This is a genomic window from Mycobacterium neumannii (assembly GCF_002245615.1).
Classification (GTDB): Bacteria; Actinomycetota; Actinomycetes; order Mycobacteriales; family Mycobacteriaceae; genus Mycobacterium; species Mycobacterium neumannii_A.
The window spans coordinates 1-16,554 of the sequence record NZ_NKCO01000024.1 but is presented as its reverse complement, the minus strand read 5'-3'; the positions used below and the strand labels follow the sequence as shown (position 1 = coordinate 16,554).

At 66.1% G+C, this 16,554-nt stretch carries 12 protein-coding genes and 1 pseudogene; all 13 read left to right on the top strand.

Annotated features, from left to right (window positions below):
* Positions 1-43 precede the first annotated feature (43 nt).
* Positions 44-346, top strand: coding sequence for a hypothetical protein (locus CEX88_RS26405; protein WP_238382149.1), 303 nt, complete (start codon positions 44-46; stop codon positions 344-346).
* Positions 346-2,775, top strand: a complete 2,430-nt coding sequence (locus CEX88_RS21555; protein ID WP_094295054.1) for a hypothetical protein — start codon at positions 346-348, stop codon at positions 2,773-2,775. The genes CEX88_RS26405 and CEX88_RS21555 overlap by 1 nt, the downstream gene beginning before the upstream one ends.
* 128 nt (positions 2,776-2,903) lie before the next feature.
* Positions 2,904-4,382 (top strand): type VII secretion protein EccB, encoded by a 1,479-nt coding sequence (gene eccB / locus CEX88_RS21550; protein ID WP_094295053.1) that lies wholly within the window; start codon positions 2,904-2,906, stop codon positions 4,380-4,382.
* Between the two features lie 5 nt (positions 4,383-4,387).
* Positions 4,388-8,551 (top strand): type VII secretion protein EccCa, encoded by a 4,164-nt coding sequence (eccCa, locus tag CEX88_RS21545; protein WP_094295052.1) that lies wholly within the window; start codon positions 4,388-4,390, stop codon positions 8,549-8,551.
* The gene (locus CEX88_RS21540; RefSeq protein WP_094295051.1) at positions 8,544-8,969 is read left to right on the top strand and encodes a helix-turn-helix domain-containing protein; all 426 of its coding nucleotides are present in this window, start codon (positions 8,544-8,546) and stop codon (positions 8,967-8,969) included. Before eccCa ends, CEX88_RS21540 begins: the two co-directional genes overlap by 8 nt.
* 171 nt (positions 8,970-9,140) lie before the next feature.
* Complete coding sequence (locus tag CEX88_RS21535; RefSeq protein ID WP_094295050.1) at positions 9,141-9,440, top strand: PE domain-containing protein; 300 nt, start codon at positions 9,141-9,143, stop codon at positions 9,438-9,440.
* A 4-nt stretch (positions 9,441-9,444) separates the two neighbouring features.
* The gene (locus tag CEX88_RS21530) at positions 9,445-10,812 is read left to right on the top strand and encodes a PPE domain-containing protein (protein WP_094295049.1); all 1,368 of its coding nucleotides are present in this window, start codon (positions 9,445-9,447) and stop codon (positions 10,810-10,812) included.
* 78 nt (positions 10,813-10,890) lie between these two features.
* Positions 10,891-11,193 (top strand): hypothetical protein, encoded by a 303-nt coding sequence (locus CEX88_RS21525; protein ID WP_094295095.1) that lies wholly within the window; start codon positions 10,891-10,893, stop codon positions 11,191-11,193.
* A gap of 37 nt (positions 11,194-11,230) precedes the next feature.
* Positions 11,231-11,524 carry a hypothetical protein gene (locus tag CEX88_RS21520; protein WP_094295048.1) on the top strand — a complete coding sequence of 98 codons (294 nt, stop codon included), beginning with the start codon at positions 11,231-11,233 and terminating at the stop codon, positions 11,522-11,524.
* Between the two features lie 14 nt (positions 11,525-11,538).
* The gene (locus CEX88_RS21515; RefSeq protein ID WP_094295047.1) at positions 11,539-12,495 is read left to right on the top strand and encodes an ESX secretion-associated protein EspG; all 957 of its coding nucleotides are present in this window, start codon (positions 11,539-11,541) and stop codon (positions 12,493-12,495) included.
* 784 nt (positions 12,496-13,279) lie between these two features.
* Entirely contained in the window at positions 13,280-14,437 is a 1,158-nt protein-coding gene (locus tag CEX88_RS21510; RefSeq protein ID WP_238382148.1) for a MinD/ParA family ATP-binding protein, read from the top strand.
* Complete coding sequence (gene eccD, locus CEX88_RS21505) at positions 14,434-15,951, top strand: type VII secretion integral membrane protein EccD (protein WP_094295046.1); 1,518 nt, start codon at positions 14,434-14,436, stop codon at positions 15,949-15,951. Before CEX88_RS21510 ends, eccD begins: the two co-directional genes overlap by 4 nt.
* Positions 15,948-16,554: pseudogene (locus tag CEX88_RS21500) on the top strand (S8 family serine peptidase); the annotation flags it as partial. The gene eccD and the pseudogene CEX88_RS21500, both read left to right, overlap by 4 nt.

Genomic DNA, 16,554 nt, shown 5'->3' with positions numbered 1-16,554 from the left:
AGCATCAAAGACCACTGCGTGCGAGGCCTGGGAGCAGGCGGCTTTGACGACTGCTGCTGCCGCCCGAGCGCGCGCCGCTGTTGCGCCGGGCGAAGGCGCCATGGACGCTCGTTTCGACGCCAGAGCCAACGAAAAGCGCGTCAGCATGTCGCAGGTCTCCTTCCTGCGCACTCAGATTGAACCTGCCGCGCCCGAAGACATCGTGGCCCCCATCAGCGCCTGGATCGCTTCCGAGATCGACAGACTGCATTTCGTAAACATGCGGGACTGGCCAGCGGCAAGTGCGGCCCTTCAACGCGGCAATGACCTCGTGGATGTGATCGCGCCTGCGTGCGGGTTGCGCTAATGCCATCGACAGGGGGAGGGGCGGGATCGTATGGCCCGCTGATCGTTACGCCGGACATGGTTCCGCCGGACGCTGCCCATTGGGACGCCCAGGAACAGTCCTACAAGGCGGGAGCGGCGGCATGGGACGGTATCCACCAGCAGATCGTGCAAGACAATGCCGCATTCCGCGACGCGGCCGACTCCACGGGATTCGATAGCGCACATCAGGCTGGAGCAATGCTGGCTGAGGAAGCCAAAACCATCAGTGAGTGGCACGACGGTGTTGCGAAGAAATGCAACGGCATTGCCGTGGTACTCCGCGAAACTGCTGCAGGGCAAGACCAACTGGTCCGTGATGCGGACGCCGCGATCAACGCCGCCAAGCTCCCGGGGGAGCGCGAAACTTTAGTAACCGCGTACCACGCCCAGGCCCGAACCCAGACCGGTTGGGGCGTGGAAGCGGCAATGGCGCTGCACACTTCTTTCAAGGCCACAGCCGAAAACACCCGCGCTCTCGACCTTCTCACTCGCTACGGTGACATCGCGGCGAGCCCCGCAATTACCCCCGTCGACCACAACACATCACCTGGGATCACCCAAGAAGACGATCCATTAAAGCGCACCGATGACGCGGGCGACCCGGTGGAAAGCCCGAAGACGCCCCCCGCCGATCCCACAGGATCCGGAGCTACTCAATCAGGGATTGAGCCCGGCACCTCCACGGCACCAGGCGACGGTGCACTCGCCGCGGCGGCCAGCCCGCCGGTGACACAGGCGACTCCCGGTGCGACATCACCGAGCCGAGCGGCTACACCGCTTGGCGGTGGTGGCATGCCGTCGATGGGCGGCATGGGATCTGGTGGTGGCGGCCTTGGTTCCGGCGGTGGTATGCCGAAAATGCCGGGCGGCCTTGGCTCCGGCGGCATGCCGGGGATGGGATCTAATCCGTTGAGTAGCGGCATGGGTCAGGTGCCCGGCGCGGGAAGCGGATTGCCAGGTGGTGGAGGGGTTCCGGGCGCAAGCACCGGCGCTGGTTCACCGGCGGCGGCTTTCTCCCAGGGCTTGTCGACTGGGGCGGGCATCGGTGGTGGGATGCCGTCTGCTCCACCGGCTCCGCCGAGTCCGTCGCCGGCGCTGACTGGAGGGGGACACGCGGCACCGGTGGCACCCGTCTCGGCTGCTCCCGGTGGTGGCGTCTCACCGGCCTCAGCTCAGCCGGGCATGGTCACTCCGGCCGCTCCGGCGGCCGCCACTTCGACCGGGGCCGGAATGGGCACTGGTGGTGGTACTCCGATGATGTTGCCGCCTGGGTCGATGGGTCCACCGGCCGGCGCTGCGCCGCCGCCTCCGGCGACGGTCCCGGCGGGCACGCTCGCCGCTGGTGGCAATGCGCCTGCAACGCCGTCGCCGCCAGCAGGCGCCGGAGGTGGTGCGACGCTGATTCCGGCGAGTGTGGTCGCAGCGGGCCAGTCCGCTGCCGCCCGGGAGCGGCGTGAGTCGGCCGATGCGGCGGCGGCGAAGGAGTTGGCGTGGAAGCTCCAGCACGCTGCTCAGGCGGTCGGTTATCCGATCGAGTGGGCGGTGGGAGTCTTTCGTTCACCTAGCGGCACTGAGACTGTCGTGACGTCCAACGATGGGGCCAGCTACATTCCCGCTGGTGTCTATGTGCCCCGCTCAGCACGCGTACTGGCAACGGATCCTTTGTTGGACGACCATTTTCGACAGTTGTGGTTCGGCTGGGCTGACCCGGCGCGAGTGCTCATCGAGTACGCGCAGCTGCGCGCTGAAATGGGTTGGCGGCTGGTGGCGGCTGCGACGACGGGCCCGTTAACGGCGCTGCGCGATGCCGGCGTGGAGCATCCGCCGTCATGCACGCGACAGACGAACCCGCTGCTTCAACCGGGCCAGCAGACCGCTGCGCCCGGGCTGGACGGAATGCACGAGCACCGATTGGCGGCGCTGTGGCCTGATGTGTATCCGCGGCTGCTGCGCGTCATGGACGCTGACCCCCTGCTCCAGGACAGGATCGTCGCTGCGGCCAGCGCCCTGCTGATGAACACGGCCACCACCCAGGGCGTCGCGGTCGAAGGGGGAATCCCCAACGCTGTTCGTCAGATCTGGCTGACACGCGGCGGAGATCGGGATCCAAGCCCACAGCAGTGGGCTGAGTACGACGCGGCGGCCAAGGACTTCAATACCGTCACGTCGATTTTTCGGCCGGGTTTCGTTGGCCAGGCCGATCCGAGCGAGACCATCGAAGAACTTGCTCGCTATCGCGCGCACTGGATGGTGGCGCGCACAGCCGAGCTGATTGGTGGATGGGCTACACGGCCGCTGCCGCTGCCCGACATGTGTTACGCAGCTGCGACCGCCGGGAACGTCCATATCCGCGATCTGATCGTTGAGTCGCTGGCCAGCGTCGAAGAGGACCTCGTGCACGCTGGGTGAACGCGCCCAGTCCACATTAGGCGTCGACCTGATGCCAGCGCAGCAACCTCGCCTAAATTCGTTCGCAGTCAATTTGGCTGCGGTGGTGGCTGACTCGTTGTTTTGCACGGTACGGTTTTGGAGTGCCGATGAATCTGGCTTCCAAGACACAGGTGCGAGGTCATTACTTCCTGCGCCGGCGGCTGGGATTTGCATTTCAGCGCCGGTCGGTGCGTATGCAGACCGACCGCATGCGTACGCAGCGATTGATGTTGATGATCTCGGCGCTGCTCGCCGTCCTGGTGATGGTGGGGGCGCTCGTGGTGGGCTGGCTACGGCCAGCGGGCTTGGTGAACGACTCCAAAATCGTGGCCGACCGCAAACTCGGCACGGTCTTCGTGTCAGTGGACGGCCGGCTTCATCCGGCGCTGAATCTGGTGTCGGCATGGCTGATCGCCGGACAACCGTCCGAGCCGACGTTCGTCAGTCCCGACGACCTCGCCAAGTGGCCGCGGGGGCCGCTGGTCGGCATCGAAGGCGCTCCTACCGAGCCGCCCAAGGTGCTCACTCCTGAGGTGTCGCGCTGGGCAGTGTGCGACACGGCGTCCGAGACGATGAGCGGGCGTCCGGTGATCACTGGGATTAACGGTGACCTCACGCTGGGCGACCGCGCCCGCGAGGTCGCCCCTGATACTGCGGTTGTTGGCATCTTCAACGAGCAGGCGTATGTCATCACCAATGGCGTGCGGATGCCGGTCGATCTTTCCGACAGGGCAGTAGTGGAGCCGCTGGGGTTGGAGGAAGCCGGTGCCCCGGTTGTGCTCTCTCAGGCCATGGTCGACGCTTTGCCTGCCGGTAGGCCCCTGGTCGTCCCGGGGGTGCCGGGGGCGGGCCAGCCCAGCACGGTCAATCTGGGTACGACGACACCGATGGTGAACGGCGCGGTCGTGGTGTCTCAGGACGTGGCGTCGGGTCAAGACCAGTTCTACGTGGTACTCGGCAGTGGTGTGCAGCCGGTGTCCTCAGTGGTGGCGGCCATGCTGCGGCAGCGCGATTCATTCGGCGTCTCACAACCTCCCCGCATTTCCCCGGACGTCTTGGGCGATGTTCCCGTGCGGGACGTGCTCGACGTGACCGGGTATCCCGCGGAGCCACTCAAAGTCGTGGACTGGCGCGCCGAGCCTGTGCTGTGTGTGGCGTGGGATCGGGGAGTCACGGATCGGCAAGCCCGCCAACGACTTCTGGTCGGGCGAGCATTGCCGGTGACTGCCGAGCAGGAGGCGCATCTGGTTCCTCTGGTCGTCAGCACTGCCGACCAGGGCACGCTGGCCGATCAGGTTCTGCTCGCTGACAGTCCGGCAACGTGGGTCTCGACGACGGGTGCGAGCGCTGAGTCCGCTCGTCGGGAAACTCTTTGGCTGATCAGTGAATCCGGCGCGCGCTACGGCGTGCCGTTCGACGATGAAGCACTGCAGTCGCTGGGACTCAAGAATGTCGCGCCGCGCTTGGCGCCATGGCCACTGCTTCGCGTATGGCCGGCGGGCCCGGAGCTGTCGAAGCAGGCGGCGATGACCATGCACGACACGTTGGCCGGCTCTGCGGCCCCGATCACCGAACAAGGACGGTAGACCGCATGGCAACAGTGAAGCCCCGTCAAGGCTCGGTGAAGATCCCACCGACGATGGGCGGCCGCGAAACGGTGCCCGAACCGCTGGAGGCCCCCCGGCCGATTCCACGCAGCAAGGCCGCGATCATCCTTCCCGTTGTCATGGGCGTCGCGTTCCTCGGGATCATGGCCCTGATGCTGTCTCAGCCCGGTCTGCGCAGCGGAACGATGGGCATGATGACCCTGTTGTTCCCCATCATGATGATCGTGTCGATGGGGTCCTACATGTTCTCCAATCGTGGTGGCGGCGGCGATAAGCAGCTGTCGGGGCCGCAGATGGAGCAGGCACTGCGCGACTATGCGATGACCCTCGATGAGACGCGGGACAAGGTACAAGACGCCGCCCGAGCCCAGCACGCGCAGTTCGAGTATCTCCATCCCGAGCCGGCACTGCTGTCAGGCCTTGTGGGGTCGGCCCGGATGTGGTGCCGCACGCCTAATGATCAAGTGTTGAAGGTGTTTTACAGCCAGGTCCGGGTGGGTCTGGGTACCTCGAAGGTCGTCAAGGAGCTGGAGACCAACGAGCTGGGCCGCCGCGAGGACTACGAGCCGGTCACTTACGACGCGTCGTCGGCGTTTCTGCAGACCCAAAGCAAGCTGCAGAACGCGCCGAAACCGCTGCTGCTGCGCAATATTGCCGGTATGGCCCTCATCGGACGTGACGGCATGGATGCGGTGTACGGGCTGGCCCGGGCGCTGATTTGCCAAGCCGCCGTGGCGCATTCACCGCGGGACTTCAAAATCATGATCGTCACCGACGACATTGCCCGTTGGGAGTGGTGCAAGTGGCTGCCGCACTGCGCGCACCCCACGCTGCGCGACCGCGGCGGTCCTACCCGGATGGTCTGGACAACCGGTGAGCAGATGGACGGGGCGGTGGGCACGGAGCTGCACGGCCGCGACGCCTTCCGCACGAACGCCACCACCACGCCGCACTGGCTGGTGATCGACGACCGTCGCCGCCGCGGCGATGACCGCCACTGGGAAACGCTGACCCGCGCTGGCGGTGTAGCAGGGGTGACCTTCCTGGCCTTGTCCGACGAGCCTGGTCGCGGCCTCGGCTTCGAAGAAGCCAATACGTTCTGGGTGTCGGAGTCGGAGGTCACGCACCGCGGTCAATGGTTCTGCCGCCCCGATTCGATGGACCTGGCGAGCGCCCGGGTGCTGGCACGCAAGATGGCCCGGTACCGCGTGGAGGGCGAGCGCTCTCGCAGCCTGATCGACGACACCTCGGTCGACGCCGACCTCTACAAGGTTCTCGGCATCGATGACCCCGGCAACCTCGACGTGGAAAAGCTCTGGGCGCCAACGCTGCAAGGGCCTCCCTTTGAAGACAATGCCTGGGGCGCAAAGTGGTTGCAGTTCCCGATCGGTGTCGATCCGACTGGGGCGCCAGTCCACATCGACTTCAAAGAGACCCACGAAGGTGGCATGGGCCACCACATGGTGATCGCCGGCACGACAGGCTCGGGTAAGTCGTCGTTCCTCACGACTCTGATCCTGTCGGCGGCGCTGACGCATTCTCCGGAGACGCTGGTGTTTGCGTTCTTCGACTTCAAGGGCAAGACGACGGCCAACATGGTCGCTGGTCTGCCGAATGTCGTTGCCGCAATGGGCAACTTGAAGGACGACTCGCTGTGGATCGAGCGCATGGGCGACGTCATCAACGGCGAACTGGAGCGCCGCAAGTCACTGCTGGACCGCGCAGGAATCAGCGAGGTCGCCGAATATGAGTACCGCCGTATCCACCTGGGCCAGCGCCTGGAACCGCTGCCCGCTCTGATCATCGTCATTGACGAGTTCACCCAGATGTTCATCGAAGCGCCCGACTCGAAGAAGATTATCGACGAGATCGGCCGCCAGGGCCGCGCCTTGAACGTGAAGATGATCTTGGGCTCGCAGCGGCTTGGGCATGAAATGCAGTCAGGCATCATGGCCAACATCCCGATCCGCGTGGGTCTTCGTACCCTGGACGCCGGCGAGTCGATGGCCATCATCGGCACCGACGAAGCCAAGCACCTTCCCGAAAAGCCTGCCGGTGCGGGCTTGTTGCGCGTACAGGGCCGAGATCGGCTGGTGCGGTTCCAATCCGCGTTCGCGCGCAAGGTCTACCATCCGCCGCGCCGGGTGGCCGCCGAAGCGGTACGCACCCAAGCCGGGTACATGGCCCCCGAGGTCTTTACCGCTGCGCCGATGGCCGCGATCGCGTCCGCGCCCAAGCTCTCTGCCGCTCCCGTTGAATCGACCGACACCGTGCTCGGCGCTGACGGGCAACCGATCCGCGAGCTTGAGGCCTCGATCAACTCGTTGCGTGAGCAGACCAGAGTGCCGGTCCACCAGATGTGGCTGCCGCCGCTGGAGCCGGTGCCCGTCGAGGAGCTGGTGCGCCGCTTGCGGCGCAAGCCCTGGTATCAGGACTACGGACACACCCCCGGACTGCTGTTCCCGATTGGTATCGAGGACCGGCCTTTCCAGCACGCGCAACGCGTGTACGCGCTGGACTTCTCCGCGGGCAACTGTGCCGTCATCGGCCAACAGAGTTCCGGTAAGACAACCGCTTTGACGACGATGATCACCGGTGCGGCCATGATGTATCACCCGAAGCGCGTGCAGTTCGTGGTGGTGGCTATGGGCGGCCCGGGTCTCAACGAGGTTGAGGCGCTTCCGCACGTGAGCTCGTTCGCCCGGGCAGGTGACCGTGAGCGTGTGCAGCGCACGATCGCGGAAATGAAGCTTCTCGTGGAGGAGCGCGAAGAGGCGTTCAGTCGGCTCGGCTTGAGCATCGAAAGCTTCCGTGCGCGCAAGTTCGGTGGTGAAACCGGCCCGGTACCCGATGACGCCTTCGGTGAGGTGTTCCTGGTCATCGATGGCTGGCAGCAGTTCCGGACCACGTTCGGCGAGGACATGATGGCCGACCTCGGCGTAATCATGGAACGCGGCAACAGCCTCGGGGTTCGCGCGATCATCGCCGCCGCGGGCTGGATCGCGGGCGGCTTCCCCTCCTGGATGTCCAACACGTTCACCCTCAACGTCGAATTGGCTCTGGGTAGCCAAGACGATCCGTCGAAGAACAACCGTGATGTCGCCAAGAAGGTGCCGTTCGGTAAGCGTGAACTGCTCGGTGATCCCAGTGACGAGACCGCTGAGACGAGAACCGAAACCATCAGCGGCCGAGGCACGTCGATGGCCGGCTACCACTTCCAGGCCGGTCTGCCCATCCTGTCCACTCCGGAGGGAAGGACGATCGGCCCGCGCGAGGCCGCCGAGGTGATTACGAAGCTCACCGGTGTCGATCAGGTCGCACAGGTCCGCATGCTGCCGAGCACAGTCAGCCTCGAGGAGGTCTTCGCCGCCCAGCGCGAGCCCAAGCGCGGCGTGGTGCCCTTCGGCATTTCCGAGGTGGGCTTGGTGGCTGCCGAAGCCGACTTCAACCGCAACCCCCACCTGCTCTTCATCGGCAACCCGGAGTGCGGCGTATCGAACTCCGTGGCTGCCGTCGCGCGGGCGATCATGCGGTCGTACCGACCCGAAGAAGCTCAGATCTATGTCATTGATCCGGGCAACTCGGTCGTCCGGGTGGTGCAAGGGCCGCACCTGGGTCGCTACATCGGCGAGGACGGTGTGGAGTCCGAGGGCTACACCTACTACGAGGACGATGTGCGGGCGATGACCCGCCATATCGACTCGCTCCTGGCCCCACGCATGCCACGTGGCCGCGCCGGACAGGAAGAACTCGCCCAGGCCACGCGCTCCTGGTCGGGACCGGAGATCTTCGTCCTCGTCGACGACGAACAGATCGTGGCTGGTTGGAGCGCTGGTGCCAACATGTTCCGCGCGGACGGTAAGGGTCCGGCGACCGAGGGTCTGACCAAATACATCGACCGCGCTCGCGAGGTCGGTCTGCACCTGATCATCGGGCGGCGCTTCCCGTGGGGGCCGGCGATGTCCTCTCCGCTGGCCGGACGGCTCATCGCGCAAACCGCCCCTCTGATCGTCATGGACGGCCACCGCATGGAGGGCGAGCTGATCAGAGGCGTTCGTGCCGCCAGGCAGCCGGCGGGCCGAGGAATCTACGTGACCGACCGGCTGTCGGCCCCCGCACAGATCGCGAAGGTGCTGCCCCTTGAGTGATCCGGGACATCGGCTCGGCGCAGCCGTCGACGCGGCAAGGCTGGACTTGGGCTTGTCGAAGATGGACCTGGCCAAGATCGCCAGGGTGGGTCGTTCCACGATCACCGACCTGATCAACCGCGGCAAGATTCCCGGCCGTGAAGTCACGCGGGGTCGCATAGAAGCCGCACTCGGATGGACCCCGGGCAGCTTCGCCACGGTGCTGGACGGGGCGGAACCTACGTTGCGCGCGGGGACCGAATACCCGCTGAGCGGGACCACGAAGGTACTGGTGGAGCAGCTCATGCAGATCGCGCACGAAGCCAGGGCCGGGTCCGCGGCCGCGGACACGTTGAGCAAGCGACTTGAGGTCATCGGCGATATTGCGGAATCCGCAGCTCAGCTGGCTACACGTACCCGTGAAAATAAGTGCACTTAGGGTCAGTCAGTAGCTGGGATAATGCAAAAAGAAGAAATGTCCGAGGGACAAGCGGACCAACGGCGAATATCAAAATTGTTGGCAGCGAATGTGGCTGCGCTGGTGGCAGCCACTGCGGAACCGCTCTACTCTCGGCTTATCAGGTACCTAGCGCCTTAGGGGAGGCTTATCGTGACCTTTTTTGTGGATCCAGTTGGCGTTGCTGCTCAATCCGTAGCTGAAGCGACCGGAACGGCGACCACCGCCGGCGTGCTCGCGGGCTCAGCACCGGCGATGACTGCCGTTGTCCCGATGGGAAGCGAGGAGGTCTCCGCCCTTCTGGCCACCGCGATCCAGACGCACAACGCGCAGTTCCTTGCCCAGACCGGCGTCAGCGTCGCGGACCGGGGAATGTTCGCTGGCGATGTCGGTGTCTCCGGTGTGATGTCTGTGGCAACCGAGGCCGTCAACCAGGCCTCGCTGCTCCTCTGAGCACATGCCCGCTCAATATTGGGGGCTTACACCCGAGACCAACGCCATCCGGCTGACTACCGGACCAGGCGCGGCGGCCATGACATCGGTCGTGGCCGGCTACCAGGCCGCCGGGGTCACCCACATTCAGCAGGGCGCCCAGATGATGGCGACTGCGGCGACGACCGCTACCGGCAGCTGGTGGGGGAAAGGTGGCACCTCCATGATGGCTGCTGCTGTTCCGAAGTCGGAGTGGCAGATTGAGGCCGGCGCTCATGCGGAGAAGGCCAGTGGTCTGATCGGCGCTGCTGCTGGTGCCCATTCTGCGGCGGTCGCGGCGACCATTCCGTATCCGGTCGTCGTTGCCAACCGCATCCGCGAGGCAACGCTGCAAGCTACGAACATCATTGGCCAGAACACCCCCGCCATCGCCGAGGCTGACGTCGAGTACGGCGAGTACTGGGCGCAGAACGCGACCGCGATGACCGGCTACTCCAGCGCCGCGGCCAGCATCGTGTCCGGCCTCAGCGTCCCGCTTCGCCCACCGCTGGCCGCCGGAGGCAATCCGGCCGCGTTGGCGGCAGGGGCGGCCAGCATGGGCGCGCAAGGAGTCCAGACCGGTGTCCAAGCGTCCATGCAGGGTCTCAGCGCCCCACTACAGGCCGCGGGTCAAGCCGTCTCGTCGGCGGCCCCGGCCGCGCTGTCGGCGGCGACCAGCGCCGGCCAGTCAGGCGGCGAGGGCGATGTGGGCACTACCGGCACCCCGCAACTCGCTCAGCCGGGTGGAAGCGAACTGCTCGGTAGCAGCCAATCGATGATGGGCATGGCGAGCTCGCTGCCCTCCATGGCCCAGGGAATGACCCAGCCGCTGTCGCAGCTGGCCCAAGCGCCTATGCAGATGGGCAGCCAGCTGAGCAGCATGATGGGCGGCATGGGCGGCATGGGCGGCGGACCGTTCGGCGGACTATCGGCCAACGCTCCCGGCGCCAACCTCGCTGCGTCTATGAACGGTGTCAGCGGCGGCTTTGGATCCGGCGGTGGCCCGGTGACGGCCGCGCTCACCAAACCCGCCGGCGCCAGCATGGGCAGTGGCCCGATCGGGATGCCCTCGGCGTGGTGGGGCCCAGCCTCGGCCGCAGACGGGTCGAGCGCGCCCGGCCAGAACAAGCCCTCGGCGGCCGCACGCGCAGGCATGCCGGGCATGGCTACGGGCCCGATGGGCTCCGGCATGCCCGGAATGATGCCGATGGGCGCCGCCCAGGCAGGGCAGCGCCGCGATCAAGGCGCGAGCCGCAGCGAGGACGACACCTCCCTATCGGTGGTCCTCGACGACGCGGACGCTATCCCCATCCTGACCGCCAATGGCGTGGTCTACACAGACGGGGGAGGGTGATCGCTCGGCGACAACCGGCGCAACACATGACAACCAACCAGCACACCCATCCCATACGGGACTCGAAAGGAAGTGGACATGTTCCAGACTGACTCAACCAAGCTGCGCAACTCGGCCAGCCAGCTCGACGAGATCAAGAACCAGACGCTCAACGCCCTGGGCCGCTACATGACGATGAACCAGGACCTCGGCGGGAGCGCCTTCGTCGGCATCGCCTCCGTGGCCTCGATGAAGACCACCGAGGAAGTGGCCACCACCGGCCGCAACGTCTCGGCCCGGTTCGATCAGGTGATCCAGGCCATGCAGACCGGCGCCAACGAGTACGACCGCGTGGAGGCCGAGAACCAGGCCAAGCTGTCCAGCGTCGCCACCCAGGCGTAACCCAACTACCGACAACAACTTTCGAAGGAGAACCCACATGGAGGGTATGCGGTACGACCAGGCGAAGATGATGGACCACGTGGCCGCCCAGGCCGGCTTGGTCTCGCATCTGAACGGTCTTCAGGAGCAGGCACTGCAGGTTCTCGCCCAGACGCAGGACTTCTGGAGCGACAAGGGTGCCAACGCCTACGCCGAGGCTCAGCGTTCGATCACGCAGGCCTACCAGCAGGTCTTCGAGACCATCCAGCGGCACGGCGGCGCCCAGGGCGGCGCGGTGCAGAACACCGATATGGGTGACGCGGCGAACGCTGCCCGCTTCGTCGGCATCTGAGTAAGGACTGACCCATGGGAGCGCAGCTGTCGACCACCTCCGAAGGACTGTGGCTGACAGCTGCGCTCTCTGGCGTCACCAGACTTCCTGCGGCGCTGCGCGTGCGGCCTGTGGGCGACACCGAGGCTATGCTGGCCTCCCACCCCGGCCTGCAGGTACTGGAGGAGGCGGGGGTCTGCCAGGGCCGGACACTGGACCCTGATGTGCAGGAATGGCTTTGGACACTGGGCCGCTGCGATATCGACGTGTCAATCAGGGTGTCCCGCCCGGACGCGAAGTCTGAGCGTCTCACCGGCCCCCCAGAAATCTTTACGCCGCCAGCGGATCCGCTCAAAGAGCCTCTTGCTGCCGCGGCAGCGCTACGCGCATGGCGCGCACACCAATCTGCCGATCGGACAGCGGTTCTGTGTCGCCGTGACGGTAAATGGGTTGTCGCAGCGCGCGTGTGGCGAAGCGGTGAGGAACCGCTCGACGAAGTGACCATCAGCCCCCTCGACGGTGACACTACTGTTTTCGAGGCTGTGAACGACTTGCTCGGGGAGGAGATCCCGGCCGAGTTCGAGGGCGTCAACATCGAGGCCGAACAGCTGGAGTCAGTGCTGGGCAGCTGGCAGTCGGACCCGCAGGGTTACGACGTGATCGGGGAATTGCTGAAGCTAGGCCTGACGGCACGCCAGGCTCGCGTTATCGTCGCCGTGTCCGATACCGGGGCCGTGCGCGCGGCCATCGGCGCCACCCAATATTCAGTGGATGGTCCTGAGTTTGCCGCTACGGGTGCGATGGTTGTCGACTCCCTGATGGGCAGGGTCGTCATCTCCTCCAGTACCACCGACGACCAGCAGCGCTGGACAATGCTGTTTCCCGGCACCGCGGCGCGGATCAATCGCGCGGTGAGCGACGTGCTGAAGGACCTGCCCAGCGGTGCTGGCTGGGACCAGCATCAAAGAATTCAGACATTTCACGCACACTGATGTGCTTAACGTCGTGGACGCCTGAAATGTGTGGTTGGTAGTCTTTCTGCGACGGTGATATTCACCGATTCGAGGAGCCTTTAGCGCTCCCCGGTGGAAATCGGCAGGAGGGCGGGGCTACATGACCGAGTCCAGAGATCAACAGTTCTTCGACGCACTGAACAACACGGGGCGCGGCGATGACGACGAGACGCGCGGGAGTGCACCAGGGGCCGCAAGCGCCGGCGACGAAACGCCGCCAGCAGGCCCCAGCTATCCGCAGCCACCATTTGCTGCTACAGACGAGCCCCAGGGCGACCCTGCCGGCGGCCGGCACCACATCGACCCACCCGGCGACAGCGGCGGGGGATGGGGCCAACAGCCACCGACGACGGGTCAGACCCCACCGACGAACAACGTGCCGCGCGGGGATGCCGCAGCGCCCCCACCGGGTTATCCCGCGGTTCCCTGGCCGCCTCAGTCGCTCGAAGGCCCCAACCAGAGCCTCGAATCCAGCCCCATCCAGGGTGAGATACGCACTCCGGCAGCGAAATTCCCGCCTGCGAACGATGAGCCAACAGCCCAAGTGAACGCGACGCCTAGACCGCCCACGGCCGAAGGTCCGCAGCACCACGAACAGGGACCTGCAGCGCCGCCGTGGAGCGCACGCCCGGCTGGACAGCCATCAGCCTTCGGCAATGACGTACCACGCCAGGAGGCAGAACCGCCGGGACGACCGGCTCCTCGGCCGGTCGCGCCGGAGGAACGCACACAGTTTCTGTCTCGCGAAACGCTGCGAAACGCGTTGGGATCCAACGCAACACCACCGCCTCCTCCCGGTTGGCCGGCTCAGGGCGGTGCCCCCCAGTCAGGCGGGGGACAGCGACCCACCCAGCCACCGCCGGGCTGGTCGGCGCGGGCGCCGGAGTCGCGGCAAAGTGAACCCGTAGCGCCCAGCGGGCCGCGACCGCCCGAATGGGACTGGTCCCACAACACCGGGTCCGGGGGTGCTGAGCTGCGCAGCGAGCAGATTTCCGCTTCCGAACTCAACACTCCACGCAAGATCCCCTCGTCACGCGGATGGCGAAAGTGGCTCTACTACGGGACATTCAAGCTCATCAACACCGGCGAGTCACCGGATGAGCAGCTGCTGCGTAACCTCAACGCGACGGTCGCCGGCCACCTGCGCGGCACCTACTCCATCGTGGTGCTGGGCGGCAAGGGTGGCGTGGGCAAGACAACGACCACCGCGTCGATCGGGTCGACATTCGCCTCGCTGCGCAAGGACAAAGTGATCGCCATCGACGCCAACCCCGATCGCGCCTCGAACCTGGCCGATCGGATCGACCCCAAAGCCACGAACTCCTACAAGGACGTGCTGTCGGATCGAAACCTGAATGGTTACAGCGATATTCGCTCGCACGTCGGGATGAACGAGTCTGCCGGCCTCGATGTCCTAGGCAATCGATACCAAAGCGATCGTCAGCCACTGACTGCGCAGGTGTACACCGACACTCATGCGGTGCTGCAGCGCTTCTACAGCGTGTTGATCAGCGACTCCGGCACCGATGTCGACCACCAGGTCATCCCCGGCCTGATGAGCCGCGCCGACGCCTTGATCATGGTGGCTTCGACAGCGCCGGACGGCGCGAAAGGCGCTGCTGAGCTGATGGATTGGGCCTACGAGGCTGGTTATCACCGGTTGCTACAACGCACCGTCGTCGTCATCAACGATGTGCGGGGCGAGACAGGCAAGGCTCACCGCAAGTTGGTGGAGTCGCTGGTGGAGAAGTTCTCTCGCTGGGTCAGCCCGCAACGCGTCTTCGTCGTCCCGTTCGATCCGCATATCGCCTCTGCTGGGGTGATTGACATCAACGAGCTGCGCCCGGAGACACGGCGGCGCTACCTGGAAATCACCGCTCGGCTGGCCTCGGGCTTCAACAGCAGTGAGGACGGGAAGTGAACCCCGCCGAGCCGTCCACCCCGGCGCTGTGCCGGGTCGCGCTCCTGGTGGGTGAGGACTTCGAGATCGACTACTCCCTGCCCGCCGGGGTGGCGCTGATCGCGGTCACCGAAGACCTGGTGGCCCGCGTCAACGAGGTTCTGCGCGAACGGGGCCGCCCACTGCTCAATCCCGAGCAGAGCTACCGGTTGTGCCGCGCGGACGCACAACCGCTGGACCCGCAGAAGACGCTGGATGAGTGTGGGGTGCTCGACGGGGAGCAATTGTGGCTGCTGCCGGCGGCCTCGGCCGAGACCTACGAACCGGTGACGGAAATGGTCTCGACCGCCATCGCGCGGGCCGCCAATCAGCTGCTGGCCACCCTGACACCCGACATGGGCCGCAAGGTCGCCAGCTGGCTCACCGCAGGCGTTGTGGGGTGGGCATGCCTCATCCTGGTCAACTGGTGGTGGAGCATCGGCGGCACCGACGCCTCGTACGGCTGGATCGGCGCAGCCTCGGCTTGGACGATGCTGGTGGCGCTCGTCGCGGCAGCCCGCGGACTGTCCAAGGCAGACCCCAGCACTGTGGCCGGCCGTGAGCGCCGCGCAACCGGTCACGCACTGTCCTGGGTCGCGCTCATTCCCGCGGCGGCTGCCGCGGCCATGTCCCTGCCGGGCACCCCGAGCCTGTGGCACCTCGCCGCACCGCTTGTTGCCGTCATCGTCGGGGTCATCGTGCTCGCCACGATCTGGGGCCGCCATATCGTGGCGATCGCCGCGATTCTGACCGTCAGTGCGTTCGCCTTCGTGGCGGCGGTCGTCGCGGCCTCGACGTGGGAGGTCCGTCCAGAACGGGTCGCCGTCATCGCCATGATCGGCGTGGTTATCGCCGTGACGTGGGCGACCAGCACCGCCGTCGCCGCCTCCGGCGTGCCGACACCGCTGTTTCCGTCCGTGACCAATCGCGGCGTCTTCGAGCGGCTGCCCGGCCAGCCCTCCGACACCGTGTCGCCAGTCGGCCCGACCGGAGTGGCCACCGCGGAACAGGTCCGCGCATGGGTGATGCGCGGTAACAACACCTTGACCGGCATGATGATTGGGCTCGCCGTGGTGACCATCGTCGCCGCCCGCTACGCCGTGGTACCTGGCCAGCCCGGCGGATGGCGCTACACCGCCTTCGTGGGAGCGGTCTGTGTGATCCTGGTGCTTCGCTCACGCTCGTTCGTGGACCGCTATCAGTCCGTCACGTTGATGGTTGCCGGTATGGGGGCAGCGGCAGTGGCCATCGGCCGCTACGCCGCCAGCGATTCCACCAGCTTGAAGGTGGCCATGATTTGCGTCGCGGTCACCCTCGGCCTCGCCGTGCTGGGACTGCTCTCGGCGCTTGTGGTGCCCTTCCGCGAATACACCGCCCCGATGCGCCGGTTCGTGGAAATGATCGAGTACGTCTTGTTGCTCGCGCTGCTGCCCTGGGCACTGTGGCTGCTCAATCTGTATCCGGTAATCCGCAACGCAGTCAGGCACGGGATATGAGCCGCAAGCCTTTTGCCGACCGGGTGCGTACCGGTGCTGGACTGGTAGGCACGGTTGCGCTGCTCGCCGCCACCAGCATGGGAGCCAGCTGGGCGATCACCCCACCGGTGGTGCCGCCCGGCCCGCCACCGCCAGATCCCGCGCCAGCCCCAGACTGGCCGATGAAGCAGACGCGCGCGTGCACGCTGACCGGTGTCGTCCCCGGCAGCGATCTGCGCGAGCTGCCCCCGGCGCTGGCAATGCTGGATATGACCGCGGCGTGGCAAGAGTCGACCGGTGCCGGGGTCGTCGTCGCCGTCATCGATACCGGGGTGGCGCCCTCTCCGCGCCTGCCGCACCTGGTGGCAGGCGGGGATTACGTGTTGGCGCAGTACGGTGATGGGCTCTCAGATTGTGACGGACACGGGACTTTGGTCGCATCGTTGATCGGCGCAGCACCTTCGGGTGCCCCGCTGCCGGTGCGTCCGGCGGGCGCCCAGGTGGCACCGCCACCGCCCGCAGCCCCGGCGCCACAACCGATTCCACCGCCACCGCCACCGCCCACAATCACCGTTACCAAGACCACCACCGAGCCTCCGCCTCCGCCCCTGCCTCTTCTCCCCA